The 20,869-nt window shown below is 70.1% G+C and carries 25 protein-coding genes; 9 read left to right on the top strand and 16 right to left on the bottom strand.

The genetic code is table 11. The features are described from left to right. Window positions 1-300 precede the first annotated feature (300 nt). Both AB5J51_RS10525 and AB5J51_RS10520 read right to left on the bottom strand, forming a co-directional pair. Window positions 301-462 carry a hypothetical protein gene (locus AB5J51_RS10525; protein ID WP_369777524.1) on the bottom strand — a complete coding sequence of 54 codons (162 nt, stop codon included), beginning with the start codon at window positions 460-462 and terminating at the stop codon, window positions 301-303. A 162-nt stretch (window positions 463-624) separates the two neighbouring features. Next, window positions 625-786, bottom strand: a complete 162-nt coding sequence (locus AB5J51_RS10520; RefSeq protein WP_369777523.1) for a hypothetical protein — start codon at window positions 784-786, stop codon at window positions 625-627. A 274-nt stretch (window positions 787-1,060) separates the two neighbouring features. On the opposite strand from AB5J51_RS10520, the gene AB5J51_RS10515 reads away from it, so the two are divergent. Both AB5J51_RS10515 and AB5J51_RS10510 read left to right on the top strand, forming a co-directional pair. Beyond that, on the top strand, window positions 1,061-3,115 hold the full coding sequence (locus AB5J51_RS10515) for a GNAT family N-acetyltransferase (protein ID WP_327738248.1): 2,055 nt from the start codon (window positions 1,061-1,063) through the stop codon (window positions 3,113-3,115). Beyond that, window positions 3,112-3,591 carry an ASCH domain-containing protein gene (locus AB5J51_RS10510; RefSeq protein ID WP_327738249.1) on the top strand — a complete coding sequence of 160 codons (480 nt, stop codon included), beginning with the start codon at window positions 3,112-3,114 and terminating at the stop codon, window positions 3,589-3,591. The genes AB5J51_RS10515 and AB5J51_RS10510 overlap by 4 nt, the downstream gene beginning before the upstream one ends. 308 nt (window positions 3,592-3,899) lie before the next feature. Here the strand turns inward: AB5J51_RS10510 and AB5J51_RS10505 are convergent, their stop codons facing one another. The 7 genes from AB5J51_RS10505 to AB5J51_RS10475 all read right to left on the bottom strand — a co-directional run bounded on the left by AB5J51_RS10505 (window position 3,900) and on the right by AB5J51_RS10475 (window position 10,198). Next, window positions 3,900-4,958, bottom strand: a complete 1,059-nt coding sequence (locus AB5J51_RS10505; protein WP_037848310.1) for a serine hydrolase — start codon at window positions 4,956-4,958, stop codon at window positions 3,900-3,902. 88 nt (window positions 4,959-5,046) lie between these two features. Next, window positions 5,047-6,144: a glycosyltransferase family 4 protein gene (locus AB5J51_RS10500; protein ID WP_369777522.1), complete on the bottom strand. Its 1,098-nt coding sequence runs from the start codon at window positions 6,142-6,144 to the stop codon at window positions 5,047-5,049. Beyond that, window positions 6,141-6,677 (bottom strand): deoxycytidine triphosphate deaminase, encoded by a 537-nt coding sequence (locus AB5J51_RS10495; RefSeq protein ID WP_327738251.1) that lies wholly within the window; start codon window positions 6,675-6,677, stop codon window positions 6,141-6,143. Before AB5J51_RS10495 ends, AB5J51_RS10500 begins: the two co-directional genes overlap by 4 nt. Next, complete coding sequence (dcd, locus tag AB5J51_RS10490; protein ID WP_327738252.1) at window positions 6,674-7,210, bottom strand: dCTP deaminase; 537 nt, start codon at window positions 7,208-7,210, stop codon at window positions 6,674-6,676. Before dcd ends, AB5J51_RS10495 begins: the two co-directional genes overlap by 4 nt. After that, window positions 7,207-8,436 carry a metallophosphoesterase gene (locus AB5J51_RS10485; RefSeq protein ID WP_327738253.1) on the bottom strand — a complete coding sequence of 410 codons (1,230 nt, stop codon included), beginning with the start codon at window positions 8,434-8,436 and terminating at the stop codon, window positions 7,207-7,209. Before AB5J51_RS10485 ends, dcd begins: the two co-directional genes overlap by 4 nt. Then, on the bottom strand, window positions 8,433-9,758 hold the full coding sequence (locus AB5J51_RS10480; protein WP_369777519.1) for a UDP-N-acetylglucosamine 1-carboxyvinyltransferase: 1,326 nt from the start codon (window positions 9,756-9,758) through the stop codon (window positions 8,433-8,435). The genes AB5J51_RS10485 and AB5J51_RS10480 overlap by 4 nt, the downstream gene beginning before the upstream one ends. A gap of 2 nt (window positions 9,759-9,760) precedes the next feature. After that, window positions 9,761-10,198 (bottom strand): ATP-binding protein, encoded by a 438-nt coding sequence (locus AB5J51_RS10475; protein WP_327738254.1) that lies wholly within the window; start codon window positions 10,196-10,198, stop codon window positions 9,761-9,763. Between the two features lie 176 nt (window positions 10,199-10,374). Here AB5J51_RS10475 and AB5J51_RS10470 point away from each other — a divergent pair, with 176 nt between their 5' ends. From AB5J51_RS10470 to AB5J51_RS10460, 3 genes are read left to right on the top strand one after another with little or no spacing between them, the layout of a single operon-like run. Beyond that, on the top strand, window positions 10,375-11,643 hold the full coding sequence (locus AB5J51_RS10470) for a helix-turn-helix transcriptional regulator (RefSeq protein WP_327738255.1): 1,269 nt from the start codon (window positions 10,375-10,377) through the stop codon (window positions 11,641-11,643). After that, entirely contained in the window at window positions 11,640-12,194 is a 555-nt protein-coding gene (locus tag AB5J51_RS10465; RefSeq protein WP_369777518.1) for a flavoprotein, read from the top strand. The genes AB5J51_RS10470 and AB5J51_RS10465 overlap by 4 nt, the downstream gene beginning before the upstream one ends. A gap of 54 nt (window positions 12,195-12,248) precedes the next feature. Then, window positions 12,249-12,662, top strand: coding sequence for an NUDIX hydrolase (locus AB5J51_RS10460; protein WP_327738257.1), 414 nt, complete (start codon window positions 12,249-12,251; stop codon window positions 12,660-12,662). A gap of 71 nt (window positions 12,663-12,733) precedes the next feature. Here the strand turns inward: AB5J51_RS10460 and mobC are convergent, their stop codons facing one another. From mobC to AB5J51_RS10440, 4 genes are all read right to left on the bottom strand, one after another. Next, a complete protein-coding gene (gene mobC / locus AB5J51_RS10455) occupies window positions 12,734-13,063 on the bottom strand; it encodes a plasmid mobilization relaxosome protein MobC (RefSeq protein WP_327738258.1) in 330 nt (109 codons plus the stop codon). Between the two features lie 429 nt (window positions 13,064-13,492). Continuing rightward, entirely contained in the window at window positions 13,493-14,356 is an 864-nt protein-coding gene (locus AB5J51_RS10450; RefSeq protein ID WP_369777517.1) for a DUF2637 domain-containing protein, read from the bottom strand. A 29-nt stretch (window positions 14,357-14,385) separates the two neighbouring features. Next, window positions 14,386-15,042, bottom strand: a complete 657-nt coding sequence (locus tag AB5J51_RS10445) for an ATP-binding protein (protein ID WP_327738260.1) — start codon at window positions 15,040-15,042, stop codon at window positions 14,386-14,388. Between the two features lie 44 nt (window positions 15,043-15,086). Next, on the bottom strand, window positions 15,087-15,932 hold the full coding sequence (locus AB5J51_RS10440) for a hypothetical protein (RefSeq protein WP_369780242.1): 846 nt from the start codon (window positions 15,930-15,932) through the stop codon (window positions 15,087-15,089). On the opposite strand from AB5J51_RS10440, the gene AB5J51_RS10435 reads away from it, so the two are divergent. The 4 genes from AB5J51_RS10435 to AB5J51_RS10420 all read left to right on the top strand — a co-directional run bounded on the left by AB5J51_RS10435 (window position 15,883) and on the right by AB5J51_RS10420 (window position 18,248). After that, window positions 15,883-16,011 carry a hypothetical protein gene (locus AB5J51_RS10435; protein WP_369777516.1) on the top strand — a complete coding sequence of 43 codons (129 nt, stop codon included), beginning with the start codon at window positions 15,883-15,885 and terminating at the stop codon, window positions 16,009-16,011. The genes AB5J51_RS10440 and AB5J51_RS10435 overlap by 50 nt on opposite strands. Window positions 16,012-16,233: 222 nt before the next feature. Further along, complete coding sequence (locus AB5J51_RS10430) at window positions 16,234-16,518, top strand: helix-turn-helix domain-containing protein (protein ID WP_369777515.1); 285 nt, start codon at window positions 16,234-16,236, stop codon at window positions 16,516-16,518. Between the two features lie 119 nt (window positions 16,519-16,637). Then, entirely contained in the window at window positions 16,638-16,955 is a 318-nt protein-coding gene (locus AB5J51_RS10425; protein ID WP_327738263.1) for a helix-turn-helix domain-containing protein, read from the top strand. Window positions 16,956-17,000: 45 nt separating this feature from the next. Next, window positions 17,001-18,248: a tyrosine-type recombinase/integrase gene (locus AB5J51_RS10420; RefSeq protein WP_369777514.1), complete on the top strand. Its 1,248-nt coding sequence runs from the start codon at window positions 17,001-17,003 to the stop codon at window positions 18,246-18,248. A 61-nt stretch (window positions 18,249-18,309) separates the two neighbouring features. Here the strand turns inward: AB5J51_RS10420 and AB5J51_RS10415 are convergent, their stop codons facing one another. The 3 genes from AB5J51_RS10415 to AB5J51_RS10405 form a co-directional block, all read right to left on the bottom strand. Then, window positions 18,310-18,939 (bottom strand): restriction endonuclease, encoded by a 630-nt coding sequence (locus AB5J51_RS10415; RefSeq protein WP_327740304.1) that lies wholly within the window; start codon window positions 18,937-18,939, stop codon window positions 18,310-18,312. A gap of 53 nt (window positions 18,940-18,992) precedes the next feature. Next, complete coding sequence (locus AB5J51_RS10410; protein WP_327738265.1) at window positions 18,993-19,205, bottom strand: hypothetical protein; 213 nt, start codon at window positions 19,203-19,205, stop codon at window positions 18,993-18,995. A 399-nt stretch (window positions 19,206-19,604) separates the two neighbouring features. Next, window positions 19,605-20,768, bottom strand: a complete 1,164-nt coding sequence (locus AB5J51_RS10405) for a magnesium and cobalt transport protein CorA (protein ID WP_369777513.1) — start codon at window positions 20,766-20,768, stop codon at window positions 19,605-19,607. Window positions 20,769-20,869 lie beyond the last annotated feature (101 nt).

Here is a 20,869-nt window from a genome sequence, read left to right as displayed (position 1 = left end):
CGTGTCAACTTCCGCTCCCGGATCGCCTGTCGTTCCGTGCATCGTGGCGCGAGCCCGAGTCTTGCCCGAGTCCTATGTCACCAGTTGCATCCCAGCCCGGCAGACGCCGCTGGTAGGACACAGAGAGAGCCTACTGGCCCCCGTGGGCCTCGAGCGGCTGTACGGCGATTCGATGGACGGCATCGATGAGAGCGGGGTCGGCTCCGCCTTGGGGTGGCGCCCATGCCGTTCGGTGCTTGGTTCACCCCGTTCAGTGAGGGCATGTACGCGCACCCGCCAGCAACAGACGAGCCGAGCGTCTCAGCGGGAGTTCCACAGTCCTGAGCGGGTTAACGCCGCCGACCGTGGGGGTGCTGTTCCGGCCTGGAGCGACGTGTCGACGTCCCGGGCGTCCAGCCGCAGGGCGAGGGGATGGCCCCGGGTGGCGAGGGCCGCCGTCACGCGCCGAACAGCACCGTCCACGCTTTCGTGCTCCCAGACGCGGAGTGGTAGCCAGCCCAGGAGCGCGAGGTGCGCGTCGGTCTCCTCGTCCCGGCGAACGTTGGTGTCGAACTTCCTGCCCCACCACTCGGAGTTGTGCTTCGGAGCGTGCTGATGTGTCGGGCAGGCGTGCCAGAAACAGCCTTAGACGAACGCCGCCGTCCGCCAGCGTGTGAAGGTGACGTCAGCGCGCCGACGCGGCATTCCTGGGATCGGCAGGTCCACGCGGTAGCGGAAGCCCAACGCGTGAAGGGCGCGGCGCAGCGCCAGCTCCGGCGCAGTGTCCCGGTTGCGTTGGGCGGTCATCACCTTCCGGACGTTGGCGTCCCGCGGCGCTGGCACGCCCCTACGACTGCCTTTTGTTTCCACCTCCGGACAACTGCTCAGCGTTCATTCGGTAACCCCGTAGGGTCGCGCTCCCGTGTCTGCTTGGGGTGGCCGCCGCCGCACCGCCGCCGTGGAGTGTCAATTCAAGCCAACACGGCTGAAATTGGTCAAACGGTGGCCCGCTCACCCATGGTTCGACACCATGCGCTGGGAGTGATCGACCCGATCCTCACGGAAGCGGAGGGGGAACACGGTGATCGAAGTGCTGCCGGTGACCGGAGAGCAGTCGGAGATGCTCGGTGCGGCCATCGCCCTGGGCAACCGCTACACGAAGCGGCTCGGTCTGCTCACGCCACCCGCGTACCGGAAGTACGCGGACGACGGTGGCTTGCTCGTTGCGTTGGACCACGGTGAGCTGGTCGGATACGCGCTCTTCGGACTGCCCAAGCGTAGCCAGCACGTTCGCCTCGTGCACCTGTGCGTGGCGGAGGAGCACCGGGGCAAGGGGGTCGCGAGGCTCCTGATCGCAGAACTGCGGCGCAGTCAAAGTCACAGGCTCGGGATCAGGGCCAGGTGTCGCCGTGACTACGGGCTCAGCGCCACCTGGAGCGGCCTGGGCTTCGTGCCGAAGGGCGAGGGCCTCGGGCGGGGTAGTGACAAGGAGACCCTCGACACCTGGTGGCTCGACCACGGTCACGACGACCTGTTCACGGGAGCGCAGAGCGACGCCCTGCTGGTCGTGACGGTCGACCACACGGTCTTCTCCGGGCTTCACGGCACGGGTGCCGAGAGTGCGGTCGAGGAAGCGAGGGCCCTTGAGGCCGGGTGGCTCGCAGACCTGGTCGAGCTCGCCTATACGCCGCAGCTCCTCCTGCACGTTCAAGCGGTGGAGGACCGGGAGGAGCGGAACCACCAACGTGCCGGCCTGTCCAGGCTCCGCTCCCTGGCGCCCGACACCGCCGCGGTGGTCAGCCGCCAGCAGGAGTTGACCGCAGCGGTGGGCAAGGAGATGCCCGGCGTTGTGATCGATGTCGGCCTGCGTGCGCGGCTGCGCTACGTGGCCGAGACGTCTTGTGCTGGCCTGCAGGTACTGGTGACCCGTGATTCCGACCTGGCGGCGCTGGCAGACATCGCCTGGGAGGTGGCGCGCGTCAGGGTGGTCTCTCCCGAGGCCGTGACGCTCCATGTGGACGAACTCCGCCAAGCCCAGATGTATCGCCCTGCCGATCTCATGGGAACGGCCTTCTCCGCCGCCGAGGTCGAGCCCGGAAGTGAAGAGGGGCTCGTCGCCTTCTTCGACGAGGCCGGTGGTGACGGTGGAGTCGGCTTGTCGGAGCGTCTGACCAGCCTTGCCCGTGACGGTGTCTTGTGGCGCAGGGAACTCATCCGGGACGGCGATGGGCGCCCTGTCGCGCTGTACGCCTGGGCGCTGGACGGCCGCACGCTGAACGTTCCTCTCCTGAGGACCGCATCGCACGCTCTGGAAGAGACGCTGGCCCGCCAGTTGCTCTTCATGCTGAAGAGGCTCGGGCGGGACCGGGGCGCCCAGGCCGTGCGCATCATCGACCCCGGCCCCTCAAGGGCGGCTGTGGTCGCAGCAGGCCCCGACGGCTTCGTCGAGGACGAGAAGGGCTTCACCGCGCTCCTGGTAGACGTGTGCGGGCCGACGGAGGCGGTCTCCGGGGCCGCCGGGCAGATCGCGGGGCGGACCGGCGCTGTGACGCCGGTCCTGGACACCCGTGCGCCAGCGGAGATCGCGAGCATCGCCGAGAGGGTGTGGTGGCCGGCGAAGCTGGTCGATTCTGCCTTGTCGACCTTCATCGCACCCGTCAAGCCGCGCTGGTCCACGGAGCTCTTCGACGTTCCGGCAATGCTCGTACCGCGCGACGACGTACTCGGAATCAGTCGCGAGCACGTGTACTACCGGTCGGCCGGCCATCGGGGCGAGAGCGTCCCCGCTCGGATCCTTTGGTACGTCAGTGAGGGGTCCGCAGGGCAGCAGGGCAAGATGGTGATCGGCTGCTCGCGCCTCGACGAGGTGGTCATCGGCGACCCTGACGCCCTCTTCTCGCGATTCGAACACCTGGGCGTATATGGTCGTGCCGAAGTGCGTGCGGCAGCCGATGCTACGGGCCGGGTCATGGCGCTGAGGTTCTCGGACACGGAGCTGTTTCCCGTACAGGTGACGCATTCGCGATTGACCGCGCTGGCGAACGGGCTGGGGCTACGGTTGTCGCTGATGTCGCTGTCGAAGATCGACAACGCGCTGTTCCAGGCCGTGTACGAAGAGGGGCACCGAAAGACGTGAGCGATCCGGAGCGCGCGATGCTGTTGTCCGTCCACCCGAGGTTCGCGACGGCGATCCTGGCCGGCACCAAGACGGTGGAGGTACGCCGCCAACGCGTCGCCGCTCCTCCTGGGACGCCCGTACTCCTCTACGCGACCGCGCCGACGATGGCCATCGTCGGCATGGCGAGGATCGCCTCGGTGCAGGTGGCCAGCCCTCGTGAGGTGTGGACCGCCAGTCGCACGAGCACTGGCATCAGCCGTCGGGAGTACGACGACTACATGAGCGGCGCGACCCGGGCCAGCGGCCTCTCCTTGGAGGAGCCGGTCGCCTTCGAGGAGCCGGTTCCTCTGGCGGCTCTCAGGGCCTCCGGCTCGTTCCATCCACCGCAGAGCTACCGCTATTTGACTGGCGAGGATCTGCGGAAACTGGCTGCGGCGACCCTTCTCAAGAGCGAAGCCCTACAAGGGGCCCTCAGTGAGTTGACGCCTGCGTAGGCTCCTGTACGCGTAGTGGGGACGTCACGCTGGTAGTGATCGGCCACCTGGTGCCGTAGCAGGACTTCCGGGTGGCCTCCGAGCTGCCGTCTCCCCGATGGCTGACTGCCGCGTCGGTCACCCAGGATGAGAGCGCCGGTGGGATACGGCAGCGGGCCCGTGGCAGTTCGCGTTCCAATGGCTCTACAGGTAAGACGCTTGGAGCGTGCGGGCCTTGTGCCCGGACTGCCCGATAGGCAGTCTCGGACACGGCCGAAGAGAGGTCCTCCGCCAAGCCGATCAAAGCCTCCGCGTGGACGGGGTTGCCGTCAGGCCTGGAGCCTCGGAACAACCACCGTGAATGCGGCGAGACGGAAAGCGTTGCGGATTTCCGTCAAGGGCTCCCGATCGCGGTTGAAGCGGAGTTTGTTCGTGAGGAGGACGGCCCACCGGTCTTGGGCCGGGCTGATCCACATGCCCGTGCCGGTGAAGCCGTAGTGGACCCAGACGTCCGCGGCGGGGTCGGTGCCGGGGGCGGGGTGCCAGAAGAGCCCACGGGCGGGGGTGAGGGCACCGGTCTGGAGGTGGAGGGAGTCCTTGACCCAGGTCGGGCCGAACGCGGCCCGGGTGGGGGCGAGCATGTGGCGGAGGAAGAGGGCGAGGTCGTCGAGGACGGAGAAGGTGCCGGCGATGCCGCAGACGCCGCCGAGGAGGCGGGCGGAGAAGTCGTGGGCGGTGCCCTTGAGGTGGGTGCCGGTGGTGTCGTCGTACTCGGTGGGGGCGCAGCAGGTCGTTTCGGTGGTGGGGAGGGGGCCGAAGTGGGTGCGCGTCATTCCCAGGGGGTGCCAGACGCGGTCGATGGCTAGCTGGTCCAGGGGCTGGCCCGAGAGGTGTTCGGCGAGGTAGCCGAGGATCAGGGCGGCCCGGTCGGTGTACTCGACGGCCTCGCCCGGTGGGCGGTGGAGGGCTTCGTGGAGGACGCCGTCGCGGATGTCCTGGGGGTCGGTGCCGTAGAGGTTCTTCAGGTTGGCGCGCAGGGGCAGGCCCGCAGTGTGGGTCAGGAGGTGGTGGGCCGTGGCCCGGGTCAGGGGGTGGCCGGCCACCTCGTCCCAGAAGGTGCCCAGCGGGGCGTGGAGGTCGAGCTTGCCCTCTTCGACGAGCGTGCCGATCGTGGACCAGACGGCGAGGATCTTGGTGAGGCTGGCCACGTCGAAGACGGTGTCCAGCCGCATGGGCTCGTCGGGCCGGTCGGGGTCGAGGAGGCCGACGGCTCCGCTCGCGCGGACGCCGTCGGCGTCCCCGACCGCCCACACCGCGCCGGGGTAGACCTCCTCGCGCACGCCGGTCTTGAGGAGGTCTTCGATACGGGCGGTGGAGGGCGTGGTCATGGTCTCCCGATCGTCGTACGGCCGCGGGTGGTCCGCTGGCCAGCCTAGTGACGTGTCAGGGGTCGGCCCGACTGCGCCACGGGTGGTGTCAGGTGAGCCGTCGGCCGAGTTCGGTGATGGCCGAGGCGGTGGCGCTGAGGGGGAAGCGGGCGGCGTTGGTGCGGCCGGCCGTGCGGAGCAGTTCGAGCAGGCCCGGTGTGGTGCGGAGGCGGTTGAGGTCGTGGGCCGCGGTGGCGGGGGTGGTGAAGTCCGTGGCCATGCCGGTGCCGGCGAGGGCCTCGGTGAGGCCGGGGACGGGCTGGTAGAGGACGGGGAGGCCGCAGGCCTGGGCTTCGAGGGCGACGAGGCCCATGGCCTCCAGGGTGGTGGAGGGCACGGCCAGGACGTCGTGGTCGGCGAAGACCTTCCACAGCTGCTGTCGGCGGAACCAGCCGAGGTAGCGGACGTGGACACCGAGCTGGCGGATGACCGGTACGAGGTCCTGGAACTGGGACCGGGGTGCGGCGACGCTCAGTTCGATGGAGGGCGTGGCCGCGACGGCTTGGAGGAGGGGTTCGAGGCCCTTCTCGGAGCTCACGCGGCCTGCGAAGAGGACGCGCAGGTGGCTGGTGCGGCGGTGTGCGGGCCGGGGCGGGGGAGCACTCAGGAGCTGGTCGGGGACGCCCCACGGGATCTTCTCGATCTTGCGCCTGTCGGTCTTGGGAGCGAGCTTGAGCAGGCGGTCGGTCATCGCGTGGGTGGGGACGACGATCGCGTCGGCCGCGTTCGCGGCCTCGCGCAGGACGCGGAGCTGGGTGCTGTGGTTCTCGGCGTAGAGGAGGTCGGTGCCGTGGACGAACGCGATGCGGGGGTGGCGGGGGAAGGCGCGCAGGAGGGCCGGGGTGGCGCCGAAGGCCAGGTGGTGGAGGTGCAGCACGCTGATCTGCCGCGGGTCGACGGCGGCCGTGAGGGCGTGACGGAGGTCGGTGACGTACCTGTTGAAGCGGTCGCCGCCGATGCACTTCCCGGTGGCGTGGAGGAGGTCGAGGCCGGCGGGCGTCCGGGGGCGGGGGCCGTCGGGGGCGAGCATGAAGGCGCGGGCGGGGACGGCGGGCCGCTCGCCGGTGTAGAGGTCGAGGAAGAGTTCGACGCTCCCGCCTGGGCTGGGGTACGGGAGGTCGAGGGCGGTGGCGACGAGGGGGTTCACCGGCGTCCTCCGGGGTTCTCCTCGTAGAGGCGGGAGGTTTCGATGCCTTCGCTGGTGCGGTACTTGAGGCCGTGCTGCTGGTAGCTGGCCGGCGTGCCGTGGGTGCGGAGGAAGACGAGCTTGCCGAAGGTCATGCCGGGCCGGACGCGAACGGGGCGGGTGGCCCTGATCTCCAGGGTCCAGCGGATGGCGTGGCCCTGGTGGCCGAGGGGCGCGGAGACGTGGACCCAGATGCCGAGGCAGCCGGTGGTCCGGTCGCCGTTGAGGAGTTGGGCGTAGGTCTCGGATCCGGTCCGCTCCAGGGTGTGGCCGAGGTAGAGGTTGTCGGGTTCGAGGACGTAGCCGTCGTCGGGGAGGGTGAGTTCGCGGAAGGTGGTGGGGGCAGCGGCGTCCAAGTCGCCCTGGCAGACGCGGAGGGTGCTGCCGAGGCGCCAGTCGTAGGCGTTGGGGGAGAGGCGGTCGGGTTCGTACGGGTCGATCGTGATGTGGCCCGCATCGCGGGCGGCGGCGATGGCCGGTCCGGTCAGGATCACGACGTCACCGCCGAGGGGTCGAGGTCGCGCCAGTAGGCGGAGGGCTGCGGCCCGGCGGACGCCTGGTACTTGCCGGAGTACAGGTCGATGGCGCCCTCGGAGACGAAGAACATGATCTGTCCGATCTTCATCCCGGCGTAGACGCGGACGGGGCGGGTCGGGGTGAGCATCAGCGTCCACTGCCCGTGGAAGCCGATGTCTCCGATGGGCGCGGTGATCTCGACGAAGAGTCCGAGCCGGCCCACGGAGGAGCGGCCGAAGAGCAGCGGGACGAAGCGGTCCGAGCCCACCTCCTCCATCGTGTGTCCGAGGTACAGCTCGCCCGGCTGCAGGGTGTGGCCGTCTTCGCCGACCTGGATGCGGTGGGTGGGGTTGGGGCGGTGGGCGTCGAGGACGTCGTCCGTGTAGGTCAGCAGGGTGGGACCGAGTCGGACGTTGTAGCTGTTCGGGTTGACCTGGGAGGAGGAGAAGGGGGCGATGCGCAGCCGCCCGTCGCGCGAGGCGGAGATGATCTCCGGACCGGTCAGGATCACTGGTCGTCTCCGTTCGTGAGGGTGCTCCGGATCGCCGAGCCCACGCTCAGGCCGGTGGGACGGGCCCGGCCGCCCAGGCAGCTGTCGGCCAGGTAGTCGGTGGTCAGCACGCTCGTCAGCCCGGCCGGAAGCGGGTCGGGAGAAGTGACGAGCGGCCCGACTCGCTCGGTGAGGTGGGCGAGGAGGGCTTCGGTGTCGTGGGGGTGGGCCGGAGCGATGCTGGCCTCGACCAGCGAGTTCGCGAACGGCTCGACGATCAGCAGATCGCCGGTGGTCAGGATTTCGCCCAGGATCGTGGTGCGGAGGGCGGTCTCGTTCAGGATGACGGCGTCCCTGCCCAGGCCGCTCCGGAGCTGGTCGGCCAGGTCTTGGACCAGGGCCCGGCGATCGAGCTGTTTGTTCCGGTACGGTTCCGCGATCCGGCCCAACGGCTCGGTCAGCTGTGCGTCGAACGCCGCGATCCGGTCCCGTACGGAGGCCAGCTCGGGCGGCAGGACGGATGGGGCGGTGTCCGCGGTGTCGGAGAAGAGGGCGGTTCGGCCGACCCAGCGGTCGGGGGTGTACGTGGCGACGGCGTAGCCGACGCCGAGCTCGCGGCCCTTCAGGACGAGGGTGTTGCCGATGCGTGCGGGGCCCGTGTGATCGCTGTGGCAGTGGCCCGCGAAGATCACGTCCAGGAAGGGGCAGGTATCGGCGAGCCCGAGGTCCTCCTCGAAGCCGCAGTGGCTGAGGAGCACCCAGGAGTCGACCTCATGGTGGTGCGCCAGCATCAACTCGCGCAGGGCCTTCACGGGCTCGACGGCCCGTTGCCCCGGCCGCTGGGCGACCGGGATCGAGTCGAACGCCTGGAGCCCGATCACCCCGGTGACGGCCGTGGGCCGGCCCGCGACCTCCACGATGCGCAGGCGCCGGAAGAGCGGGGTGCCGGTCGAATCGTCGACTGCGTTCGCGCAGACGGTCCGCTGGTGGAGGGCGGGCTCGAAGTAGTGCGCCCAGCCGTGGTTTCCCGGGGCGATGACGTCGTACAGGCCGAGCAGGACGTCCCGTTCGAGAGTGCCCTTGCCGAGCCGGTAGTAGCCGGTGCCCTCGAAGAAGTCGCCGCAGTCCACGAGCAGGCTGTCAGACCGTGCCTCGTGGAGTTGGCCGAGGAAGGCGGCGCCGACACCGAGGGCGGAGTGCACGTCCGTGGTGGCGAGGATCTGCCGGACCGAACGGCCCGCGGTCACGGGGTGACCTCGCAGATGTCGGCGCCGAGCTGGAGCAGCTTGCCGGGCAGATCGGCGTGGCCCCGGCGCAGCTGGGCGACCCCGCCGAGGGTAGTGATCCCGCGGGCGGTCAGGGCGGCCACCATGAGGGCGGAGCCGGTGCGGATGTCCGTGGCTTCGACACCGGCTCCGGTGAGGCGCTGGGGACCGGTAAAGCGGCACTCGGTGGGTGAGATCTCCTCGATGTCGGCTCCGAGCCTCGCCAACTGGGGCAGGAGGTTGCCGTGGCGGCCGGGGTTGATCGAGTCGGCGAACAGGTGGGTGCCGGCCCGGCCGAGGGCCAGGGCCATCAGCGGCGGCTCGAAGTCCGCGTCCAGGCCCCCAGGAGAGAGGGTGGCGATGGCCCGCAGCGGCCGGCTCGTCGGGCCGGCGTTGCTACTGCCGTCGACGAGGAGCGCCTCGCCCCGCACCGATGTGGCGATGCCCAGCCGCTGAAGTGCCGCCTGAAACGGCACGAGGTCCCGGCCGTGGATGCCGTCGATCCGTGCTTTGCCGCCGGTGGCGGCGACGGCACAGGCGAGGGTCCCCGCCTCGACCTTGTCGCCCGGCACGCGCCAGGCCGGAATCTCGTCGGCGAGTGTGGGTGCCGGATCGAGAGCGAGGAACCGGTCGCTCACCTTGGCCTGCCAACCTGCCGAGCAGAGTGCATCGAGCACGGTCAGGACTTCCGGCGAGAGGTTCGGGCGCCCCAGGCGCAACGCCCGGTCGGCGACGACCGCCCGCAGCACTGCGGCGATCGTCGCGCCGCGCGACCGGAAGGGCAGCGCGTGCGAGACCGTGCCGCCGCTGCCCTGCCCGCTGGCCTCGACGGAGTACCCGGCGTCCTGGATGGTGACTTGGTCCCCGAACGCCTCGTACACCTTGAAGTGCAGCTCCATACCGCGCTGTCCGATCCGGCACCCGCCGGGCCAAGGCAGCCGGGCAGTGCCCCGTAACGCGAGGAGGGCGGGCACCATGTAGTACGAGGCCCGAATGACCGAGGCGCGGCTCAGGTCGGGAATGGCGGGCGCGTGTTCGGGAGCGATGACCAGCAGGGTGTCAGGCCGTCCGACCGCTCGGGCCACGTGCCAGCCGGTCCCCTGGAGGAGGGCAACCATCGCCTGGACGTCGGCGCTGGCCGGAACGTTCTCCAGCTGGACGTTTCGACGTACGGCCGCCGCGGTCGCCAGCATGGGAAGGGCGGCGTTCTTGGAGCCGTCGACGGTGACGGAGCCGGCGAGCGGGCTGCCGGGGCGTACGGCGATCACTTCGGCGTTCGAGGCCGAAGCTCGGGTGAGTGCCACGATCAACTCCTTCGGTCGAGAGGTTGGGGGAAGACGGAGGTTGTGGGGCGGGCGGCGAGGTCGAACTCGGCCCAGCACGACTTGCCCGAGGAGCCCTGTTCGACGCCGTGCTCGTCGGCGAGGGCGGCAATGATCAACAGACCTCGCCCGTGCTCGGCGTCCGGGTGGCCGACGCGCATCCGGGGGACGGCCGAACTCTGGTCGCGGACCTCGAAACGCAGCCGGTCACCGCGTAGGCGAGCAGTGATGGATGCGGTCCCAGCGCCTCCGTGCCGGACGGCGTTGGCCAGGAGCTCGCCCGCCACGGTTTCCGCTCCGTGCAGTTCGTTGGTGACCGCGCCCCGTCGCCAGCCACTGACTTCGTCCATTACCGTGCGTCGGGCGTGGGCGGCGCCTTCCGGCGTACCCGTCACAAGCAGGGTGACTTCGTGCACTTCCATCGGGGGCCTCCTGGAGGGGTGCGGTTCCACCAGGCAACCGGTCCGGGGGCGCTGCCCGCGACGCCGTGGGCAGGGCGTGCATCGTCCATGCAGGTTCTGCATGGCGGGCAATTTCCCTACCGATAGGCTCGGTTGAGCAGGCAGGATCGGTCTCGGCAGAAGGGGCCGTGGCGCAGATGGCCGACACACAGGGCGAGGCGCACCGCATCGGTGTGCTGATCCGCCGGGCAAGGGTCTTACAGAGCCGCTCACAAGCGGACGTGGCCGCTGAACTGGGTTACCACCAGTCGAAGATCAGCCGCCTGGAGGGCGGCCGCGGAACCGACGACATCCGGGTCCTCCGCGACGTCGCCCGGGTACTGCGGATCCCGCCGGTCCAGCTCGGGCTCGCTGACGCCGGCCCGGAAGCAGAGCCCCACGATCCGGAGACAGACGACATGCGCCGCCGTACCTTCCTCGCCGCGGGCGTCACTGCGCTGGCCGCCCCCGTGCCCGCCGCGCACCCGGCGCTGGTCCAGGCCCTCCTGCCCGGCGTCCTCGCAGCCCCGACGACGGAGCCGGCCTCCACGGATCGGCTCCGCCTACGAGCCACCTCCATCCGCAGGCTGCTGACCACGTGCGACTACGCGGAACTGGAGCGCACGCTTCCTGGCCTGATCACGGATCTGCGCCATGCACTCGGCAGCTCGTTGCGGCCCGAGGAGGTGTCCCGCTTCCTCGCCACGGCCTACCAGACCTCGGCCAGCCTCTTCCTCAAGCAGGGTGACGCCGGAACGGCCTGGCTGGCTGTCGGCCGGGCCATGGCGGAGGCCGAACGCTTCGGCGACCCCCTCGTCCTCGCCGCCAGCGTCCGGCTCCACGCGCACGTCCTCGTCCGTGAGAAGCACCCCGGACAAGCCGTCACGCTGATCCGGCACACCGCTTCGCAGCTCACCGGCTCGTACGACCGTCGCTCTCCGCACCACCTCGCCGTCCTGGGTCTGCTCCTGCTGCGTGGAGCCACGGCCGCGAGCCGCGCGGACGACCGTGCCGCCACCGGGGAGTTCCTCGCCGAAGCGGAGGAGGTGGCCCGGTACGTCGCCCTCGACCGGCCGGACGCCTGGGCCAACTTCAGCCCGACGAACGTCACCCTTCACCGGATCAGTGCGGCGGTCTCCTTCGGCGACGCGGGCATCGCCCTCGACGCGGCCCGCCCGCTCATGCACCGCCACATCCCGGTCCCCGAGCGCCGTGCCGCACTCTGGATCGAGGCCGCCCGCGCCTATACCCAGCAGGGCCGCCTGGCAGACGGCTACCAGGCCCTGCGGATCGCCGAGACCTGCGCCGCCCAGGACGTACGCCGTCCCGCCGTCCGCGAGCTGGTCGCCGACATGGCCGCGCGGGACCGTCGACGTACGCTGCCGGAGCTCCACCACTTCAGCCGCCGACTGGGAGTATCCGCGTGACCGAGCCGCAGCCCAAGCCCTTCCTGTACGTCGTCGTGTGCGCCGCCGGGATCGCCGGCGACGTCGGCAGGCTGATCACCGCAGCGCAGGAACGGGGCTGGGAGGTCGGGGTGATCGCCACGCCACAGGGTCTCGAGTTCCTCGACACCTGGGCTATCGAGGAGCAGACCGGGTACCCGGTCAGGTCCGCCTGGCGTTCGCCCGGCGAGGCGCGGACATACCCGCCGGCTGATGCCATCGCGGTCGCGCCGGCCACGTTCAACACGGTCAACAAGTGGGCCGCCGGCTTCGCCGACAACCTGGCGCTCGGCATCCTCTGCGAAGCCCCCGGCATGGGCGTCCCTATGGTCCTGCTGCCCTACGTGAACACCGCGCTCGCCGCCCACCGGGCCTACCGGCGCAGCATCGACGAGCTCCGGGAGATGGGCGTGCTGATCGGCAGCTACGAGCCACACCGCCCGAAGTCCGGTGGCGGGGCCGACCGCTTCCCGTGGGAGGAGGTGGTCGATCTGCTCACCCCGCTCCTCCGGACCGGAGCCGAGCCCCAGTGAACGTGCCAGTATCGCCCCTCGGGGCAGCCGGCCCGCCCGATCTGGAGGAGCAACGTGGAGCAGCAGAACGCTGAGGGCCGACCGGCCATCGCAGCGGCCGTCGTGGTCCACGAGGGCCGCGTTCTCATGGTGCGGCGCCGGGTCAGCGAGGGGCGGCTGTCCTGGCAGTTCCCCGCCGGTGAGGTCGAGCCGGGCGAAGCCCGGGAGGAGGCCGCCGTACGCGAGACCCTGGAGGAGACCGGCCTCGCCGTGAGGGCGCTGAAACCGCTGGGGGAACGGGTCCACCCTGACACCGGCCGCTTGATGTCGTACACCGCCTGCGAGGTGGCTGGCGGCCACGCGCACATCGCGGACACCGACGAGCTGGCCGAACTCGCGTGGGTGGCCCGCGCCGACATCTCTGAGTACGTCCCGTACCGCCTGTTCGAGCCGGTGCAAGAACACCTCGACGTCGTCCTGGAGTATTGACGCGGATCGACCGCGCGCATGGGGATAACACGCGGGGAGGGTGGATCTCGGGGACCTCGGTGAGGCAGGTACTAGCCGTGTTCGAGGAGCTGGTCGGTGGCGTCCTGGACGCGCGCGGAGGCCTGGCGGACCGAGTCGAGCACGGCGTCGAGTTGGATGTCGGTCGGTCGGCCGCCGGAGTTGACGGCGCGGGTCAGCTGGTTGAGGTTGTTGCCGATCTGACCGAGGTGTCTGCGGGCAGTGAACAGTTCGATGACGGTCTCGCGACGTCCGGCGATGGCCGCGGCGCTGGTGTGAGGGTCGTGGGCCGCGTTGAGGGCGGCTTTGGCGAAGAAGCCGGCGACGGTCACGCCGACAGCTTTGGCGGCGGTCGCGACGAGCGCGTGCTCGGCGTCGTTCATACGGACGCTGCACACTTTGGAGCGTCGGCTGTGCTTGCGGGTGCGGCGTCGTGTGCGGGGCTCTGGAGGGGTAGCGGAGGTGTTCGGGGCTTCGCACGGGGGCTGTTGATCTTCTCCCGGCTGCGCCCGCGCTGCGGTCGCAGCCTCCTCGTCAGGTGTCCCCCGGCGCTGGCCGAGGCTCCGTCCCCCTGGGGCGGAGAGCCCTTTGGACACTCCGCCGATGGTGGAGTGTCCAAAGGGATAACTTGCTCCGTCTCGGGCTTGGGTAGGGGCCGCCTGTCGGTGGTCGTGGGCATTTGCGGTGTTCGTGCAAGAGCGTGTCTCCTGTTGGTCGGGCTGGAACGGCTTCGGTGCTGCGGGGATGGGGCGTACGAACGCCAGCTCGCTCCGCGATGGATGCGCGGGGGCAGCGTGACTTTCGGGCGGGGCCTACGCGGCGTCCGCTTGGCCGCTGTCGAGTTCGGACTGGACCTGCCGTGTGATCTTGTCTCGGCGGTCCCTGCCGAGGGAGAGGCCGCGGGAGCGGACAGCCGTCTCGATGTGGCGGCTCGACGCGCGTCCATCGCGTCCGAGCGGGGCGGTGAGAGCGATGGCGAACAGCTCGTCGTCGGTGGCGGCGGGCTTGCGACCGGTGCGCTTCTTCGGCGGGACGTGGGCTTCCGCCACTTGATCGGTCTCTTCCGCCACATCGCCTGGTGCGTCCTGTCCGGCGTCAGCCGAAGTGGGGCGGTCACCCTCGTGGTCCGAGTGCCGTTCCGGGTCCGGGAGCTGCGGTGTGGCGGAGTGCCCGCGGGGACGGCCCAGGTCCGCGGGATGGGCCGAGGGTTCCCCTACCGGACGGCGACTGTGGGTGGACTCCTCGGCAGCGACGTGGCGGTGGATCTGCCGCATGAGGACGCCGAAGGCGAAGAGCGCGGCTGCTGGTGGGACAGCGGCGACGACGTAGTCGAGGGCCGGGGCCGGGACGCCGTCGGACCTGCTGACGCCGGCGACGTTCAGGGCGATCGAGCCCAGCGATCCGGCAGCGGTGAGGGAGATCGCCCACCCGTCGGTTTCCCGGCGGAGGCTGGCGCGGAGCATGAGCACTTCGCCGGCGACGATGAAGGCATCGAGCGTGGCGGGCCACGCCCATTGGCGGGTGGGGGAAGTCCCGAGGCCGTGACGCCCCGCAACTTCGGCGAGGTGGGCGTAGGAGAGCCAGAAACCCGCGGCGGTGAGAGTGACGATGACGCAGCCTGCGATAGCCAGGGCGTACCGCTCGGCGGTCTGCGTGCGGTGGGAGGTGGTGGTCAAGCGGGTGGTGCTCCAAAGGGTGGGGGCGTTCAAGCGGCGGGGGAATTGCGACGGCGGCGGTCGGGCCCGTCGAGGATGACCCGGTGGGTCATCTCGGAGAGGCGGGAGGCGACGCGGTCGCCGAGGGCGGTGCGGAGCTTGGGGATGGGGAGGTTCGTCGTGAGCAAGGTGGGGCGCAGGTACTCGTACCGGTGGTTGATCAGCCGGTAGGTCAGCTCCTCCGTCCACTCGCTGCCCTTGGCGGCGCCGAGGTCGTCCAGGACCAGCAGCGGGCAGCGGGCCAGGGTGTGCAGTTCACGTTCCGCGTCGAGTCCTGGGCGCGGCCTCAGGCGGGCGTACAGGTCGGCGGCGGTGACGGCTTCCCAGCGCAGGCGGACGCCGGCTGCGAGCAGGCTGCGGACGGCGCCGTAGGCCTGGTGGGTCTTGCCGGTGCCGGTGGGGCCGACGATCAGCAACGACGGGCCCTCTGCGATGCCCCGTGTGCCGGATGGGCCGGGGCGCCCGGCACACGCGATCTCGTCCACCCAGGCGGCGACCTCGGGGTGATCGGCGAGGGCCTGCCGGTAGCGCGGGGGGATGCGGGCGTCGGCCAGTTGCAGGGAGGTGACCGGTTGGGGCGCGGGGTCCGGTTCCTGCGAGTCCATGACGGACGGGTCCATGCCCCGGCGGCGCAGGATCCCCGCCATGGCCCGGACGACGTGGTCGGCGGGCTGCGGGAGGGCGGTGGTGATCAGAGGGAACCTCCGTAGGCGGCGGCGACGTCGGTGGGGTTGGTCCAGGGGCGGTGGGTGACGGTGGGTGCTGCGGGCTCCGCATTCATGACCTCGTGTACGAGGCTGGGCAGGGTCTTCGGGTGGAGGCCCTTGGCCCGGTGGCGGTCGAGACCGGCTCGTACGTGGGCGGGGTCGATGCCCTCGTCGAGGAGCTTCTTGGCCTCCTGCCCGAGTTGGCCTAGCACGGTGGAGGGAGGGCGGTGCTCGCAGGCCGCGGCGTACTCGGTGATGAGGTCCTTCGCCGAGACGGTCTGGGGCGCGGGGGCGCTCGCGCCCCCCAACGGAGTAGTTCCTAGATCCCTGTTCCTAGGTCCTAGATCCGGACGCTGAGGGCTCACGTCAGGTTCGGTGAGCCCTCCCGCAACCGGCTGTGAGGACTCACTGAACTGCCTTTGACCTGCGGAGTCCCTGCTCATGGCGGCCTCACTGCATGCTGCCTGACCCCTCCTGGAGGCCTCCGTGACGGTTCCGTGTACCGGCGGTGAGGGCTCACGCGGGACGCCGAGGTCGTGGTGCGGGCAGGACGGGATCCTGCTGATGCTGGGGCGGTTGATCTTCTGGTGGAGGGCGAACGCTACGACGTGCAGGTACTGCCTTCCGTCCCCGCCCTCGTAGCGGCAGATCAGGCCGGCGGCGTCGAGCTGCGTCAGGTCGTCCTCGACCTCCACCGGGCCGTGTTCGCGGCGCAGTGACCACAACTGTCCGGCGATGACGGCGGACTGGTCGCGGATGCGGCCCTTATCGTCGGCTTGGGTGAGCAGGCCGAAGAAGGTCCGCTCGGCGCTCAGCGACACGGCCGCCAGGGACTCGGAGGCGAAGGCCTCGGGCTTGATGGTGCGGATACGGGCGATGGAGGTCGACCGCCTTTCGAAATCGGGGTAGGGAAACCGACGGGGCCGGGGTGCGTGGACAACACAGCCACACCCCGGGTCCAGAAGTCCAGGCCTGACTCAAGCGGCCGTGAAAGGTCTTCCGGACGCACGACCGTAAACCCGAAACCCCGGTCGGTGAAATCGCCCGCGATATTCGATGTCGGGCCGGGATCGCTCACAGCAGACGGGGAATCCCTTCCCTAGCCTCCTGCGGGCAAGCTACAACACACCAATGCCGCCACGCCCTCTCGAAATCGGACCCGCCGGACGCGCCGCCGCCCACGCCATCGAACGCACCCGCGTGGCCCGTGGCTACTCCCAGCGCCAGCTCGCCGCCCGGGTCACCGCACTTGGTCGCCCCATGACCTTCACCGCGCTCTCCCGCATCGAACGCACGGTACGCCGCTGCGACATCGACGACCTCGTCGCCATCGCCGCAGCCCTCGGAGCGCCGCCGCACGCGCTTCTCGCTGCTTCGTCGAGCCACCCCGAGTCGCTGAGGGTGGGCGGAATATAGCCGACGATCCCCGGTTTCCGAAACCGGGGATTCTCCGCACCATTGGTGGTCCCTGGAGGCCGCTGCGCCCGTGCGTGGCCAGTGGTCTATTTCCCCGTCCCCTTCGTAAGGAACTTCGCTTGTCCGTCGTCGATCCGATTTCCTCTGTCGGTTCCCCCGAATTTCGCCACCGTTCCACCGTCGGCCGTGCGTTTCTCGGGGTCCAGGAAACGGCCGCGTATCTCGGCATTTCACCCAAGACGCTTTACGTCTGGCGTCACCGACGGCAGGGGCCGCCCAGCTTCCGGATGGGCGCCCGCGGGCGGGTGACGTACAGGGTCGACGCGCTCGACGCGTGGATACGTGCGCAGGAGCAGGCGGACTCCCGCTCCAACCCCGACCTCAACCCCGTGAGCGCCGCACCGCAGCGGCGCGCTGCCTACTCGGTAACCGTCTGACGGCTTCCGGCCGACCGTCCCGAACCCCTAGCTGCAAGGAAACACTTGGCCGGCTATATCGAAGACCGCTGGATCAACAAGAAGAAGGACCCCGTCACCGGCAAGCGCGAGCGCACCGCCCGGTACGGCAAGGGCAGCCGCTACCGGGTCGCGGGCATCCCGGGTGTCCGGGGCATGTCGTTCGACACGCTGGAGGACGCCAAGGCGTGGCTCCGCAGGGCCGGCACCGACAGCGAACGGGGCGAGTTCGTCGACCCGCGCGACGGCTCCATCACCGTCGCCGACTACATCGCGCGCCACTGGCAGGCGGGCGTGCGAGGAGCACCGGGCACGGTCAAGCGGGTGGACGAGCGTGTGCGCCTCCACGTACTCCCGCACATCGGTGACGTCGCGCTGCGGGACGTCACCGCATCGGTCCTGCGCGGCTACGTCGCCACGCTCGAAGCCGAGTGCGCACCGCGCTACGCCCGGCAGATCCTCACCACCCTCTCGAACGTCTTCGAGACGGCGATCGACGACAAGCGCCTGGTCCGCAACCCGATGCGTGCCAAGTCCGTGCGCTGGCCCAAGGCCCCGGAGGACCAACGGGAGGCTTGGCCGCTGGAGACCGCGCAACGGGTGCGGGGCGTCATCAACCAGCGGTACCAGATCGCCGTCGTCGTCGCCCTCGGGTGCGGGCTGCGTCAGGGGGAAGTCTTCGGGCTGTCGCCGATGGACGTCGACTTCGGGCGCGGCCTCATCCGCGTCCGCCGACAGGTCCAGCTCCTGTACGGCCGCCTGTACTTCACTCTCCCCAAGGGCGGTAAGACCCGGGTCGTCGACATGCCGCCTTCGGTGGCCGCCGAGCTGCGCGCACACTTCCTGCAACACACGGCCGTCGAAGTCGAGCTGCCCTGGGGCGGCCCCGAACCCGACCGGGAGAAGCGCTCCTACCCGCTGGTCCTGACCACGACCTACGGCAACGCGATCCGCGCCAACGTCTTCAACGACGAGGTGTGGAAGCCCGCCCTCGCGAAGGCCGGCGTGATCCCCCTGAGGGAGAAGGGCCAGCGCTGGAAGGCCTCCCGCAAGGACGGCTTCCACGTACTCCGACACACCTACGCCTCCGTGATCCTCGAGGCGGGTGAATCCGTCGTCACCCTCGCCCGATGGCTCGGCCACTCCAGCCCGACCATCACCCTCGACCACTACGCCCACTTCATGCCCGAGGCCGGCGGCAAGGGCCGCGCGGCAGTCGATGCGCTGCTCGGTGTGGCCCCTCAGTACGTCCCAGACGACCTTGCCCTTGCTTGAGAACGGGTGGCACAGCTCATGCTGTGCCACCCGTTCTCGTTGGTGGGTCAGGATCTGCGTCTCATGCCGCTCGACGCCAGGGCAGGCGGGGGCGCCGCGAGGGCAGTCTGAGCAGTTCGTGCAGGGCCTTGCCCTTGTGGGCCCATTGGTCGAGTCGGTCGCGGTCGACCCAGTGGACTCCGTGGCGGTCGCCCCAGGCCATGGCGTCGCGCGTGAAGGAGCCGTTGGTGACGACGACCGCGTGGTCCGCCCTGTGCGCGGGGCCTGCCGTGCCCTTCACCTCGTACATCACCGACGAGCCGACCTTGCCGCCGACGCGGGTGTGCTTCGCCTGCACCACGATCCGGCCGAGGGGGATCAGGACGCCGATCACGTCCGCGGCCTGGTCTCCGCCCCGGCCCACTTTCGTGGCCGCCCAGCCGTCGCGGACGAGGAGATCGCGCAGCGCGTACTCGAACTGCTGGTCGTCCATTTCGTCCAACTCGGCCAAGGTGATGCGCAGACGAGCCAGCCTCTCGCTGTCCGCGCGGTTCCGGCGGGAGCGCCGTAGCCCGAGGCAGACCAAGCCGGTGGCGAGGGCCAGACCGATCAGGATCAGCAGCGGCCAGCTCTCGGCGGCCCTCGCAAGGAGGCGCGATGCGGCCTGTGCCAGGGCGACTGCGAGAGCGAGGGCAACGGCTGCCGCACCCAGGACGTCTGCGGTACTGCGCGGTCGCCACCGGATGCTTCGCCGCCGCCGGGCCGTCACTGCCCGCCCGCCGGCGCGGAGACGCCGGGCTTCGGCACGGGCTGCTGCTCGGCGGAGCTGTCGCCGAACCCGAAGATCTGGCCCCAGAGCCACACCACCGCACACAGGCCGGCGATGGCCCAGACGCTCAGGCCCTTGGCGGACTTCGGGCCCGGCTTGCGGCGGAGGTGGCTTCGTACGCGCACGTATCCGTCCGGAACCTTCGGCATGCCGAATCCCTCCCCATCGGTCCGCGCCGTGCGGACCTCCAGATCGGTTGTAGCGGCGGCCACTGAGAGAAACTGATGCACCGTCATGATCGTGTGGGTGACAAGAGTGCAAGTCGGCCATGTCTTCGGGAATGTCCGGCCGGCTGCACAGCCTGCTGGCCTGCGCCGCAGCTTTTCGGTCGTGTGCCACGCTGTGGAATCGCAGGGTGTGCCGAATGGCCATTTCCCGCGGAGCGCGGTCAGCGATGACTGCGCCGGGCGCCGCCCCCGTTGAGGTGACGACGCCGAGTCCGGGCGACCCCTTGCCGCACATTCTCCCCAGATTCTCCCCACGGTGCCTCTGGGGACGTCATTCGAGGTTCGCTTGCGCTAAGTCGATCAAGCTCGTGCAGTGGTTCGCTACAGCCAGTCGCGCTTCTTGAAGATGACGTACAGGCTCGTACAGACCACCGCCATCAGCATGATCGCGAAAGGGTAGCCCGCTGCCCAGTGCAGTTCCGGCATGGTCTCGAAGTTCATGCCGTAGATGGTTCCCACCAATGTGGGAGCAAACAAAATGGCAGCCCATGAGGAGATCTTCTTGATCTCCTCGTTCTGTTCGAAGCCGGCTTCGGCCAGGGCGCGCATTTCGGCGTTCTGTTGTTGGGAGACCAGGGTGGCGTTGACCGTCAGGATGTCCGTCAGGGCCTGGCGGAAGCCGTCGACGCGTTCGCTGGTGTGGGTGACGTGGTCGGCCACGTCGCGGAGGTAGCGCTGGAGTTCCTCGTCCGTGCCGTACTTCGCGAAGCCGGCCATCAGGCCGTGGAGCATGCCGACCAGGGGGCGGGTGGCGCGCTGGAACTCGACCATTTCGCGGGAGAGTTCGTAGATGCGGCGGGAGACCTCCGGTTCGCCGCGGAAGACCTCCGTCTCGATCTCGTCCATGTCGTTCTGGACGCCCGCGACCACCGGCGCGTAGCCGTCGACCACCGCGTCGAGGATCGCGTACAGGGCGGCCTCGGGACCGAGGGAGAGGAGCTCCGGGGTCTCTTCCATGCGCCGGCGGACCGCGGAGAGGTCCGGGGCGGCGCCGTGGCGGACCGTGATCAGGAAGTCCGGGCCGACGAAGATGTGCAGCTCGCCGAACTCGACCTCCTCCGGGGCGTCGAGGTAGCGCGCAGCACGCAGGACGACGAAGAGGGTGTCGCCGTAGCGTTCCAGCTTGGGGCGCTGGTGGGCCTCGAGGGCGTCCTCGACGGCGAGCTCGTGGAGGTTGAACTCGGCGGCGAGGGAGTGGAGCTCGGGCTCGGTGGGGCGGTGCAGGCCGATCCAGGCCATGCCGTCGGGCTGGTCGCGCAGCTGGCGGAACGTCTCCGCGAGGGTCGCGGGGGAGGCGATGCGCCGGCCGTCGCGGTAGACGGCGGAGTCGATCACGCTGCGGTGGTTCGGAGGAGGGGCCGGCGCCGGCGCGGGTTTCGGGCCGGCCGGCGGGGAGGCGGGTGGCGTGGCGGGCGGGGGAGTGGGGCGGCGCCATCCAGGGCGTTTCCCGGACGGCGAGGGGCGGCGGTCTGGGCGCTCCGACATCGCAGGTCAGCTCCCGGTCGAAGGTGTCTGTCGCACGTGTTGTCGAGCGTGTTGTCGAGCGTGCATTTCGGGCGATCGAAGGATATCGGGCCCCTTGTCGA

Origin of the sequence: Streptomyces sp. R33 (genome assembly GCF_041200175.1) — a bacterium.
Taxonomy (GTDB): domain Bacteria; phylum Actinomycetota; class Actinomycetes; order Streptomycetales; family Streptomycetaceae; genus Streptomyces; species Streptomyces katrae_B.
This window is presented reverse-complemented; position numbering and strand designations above follow the sequence as displayed.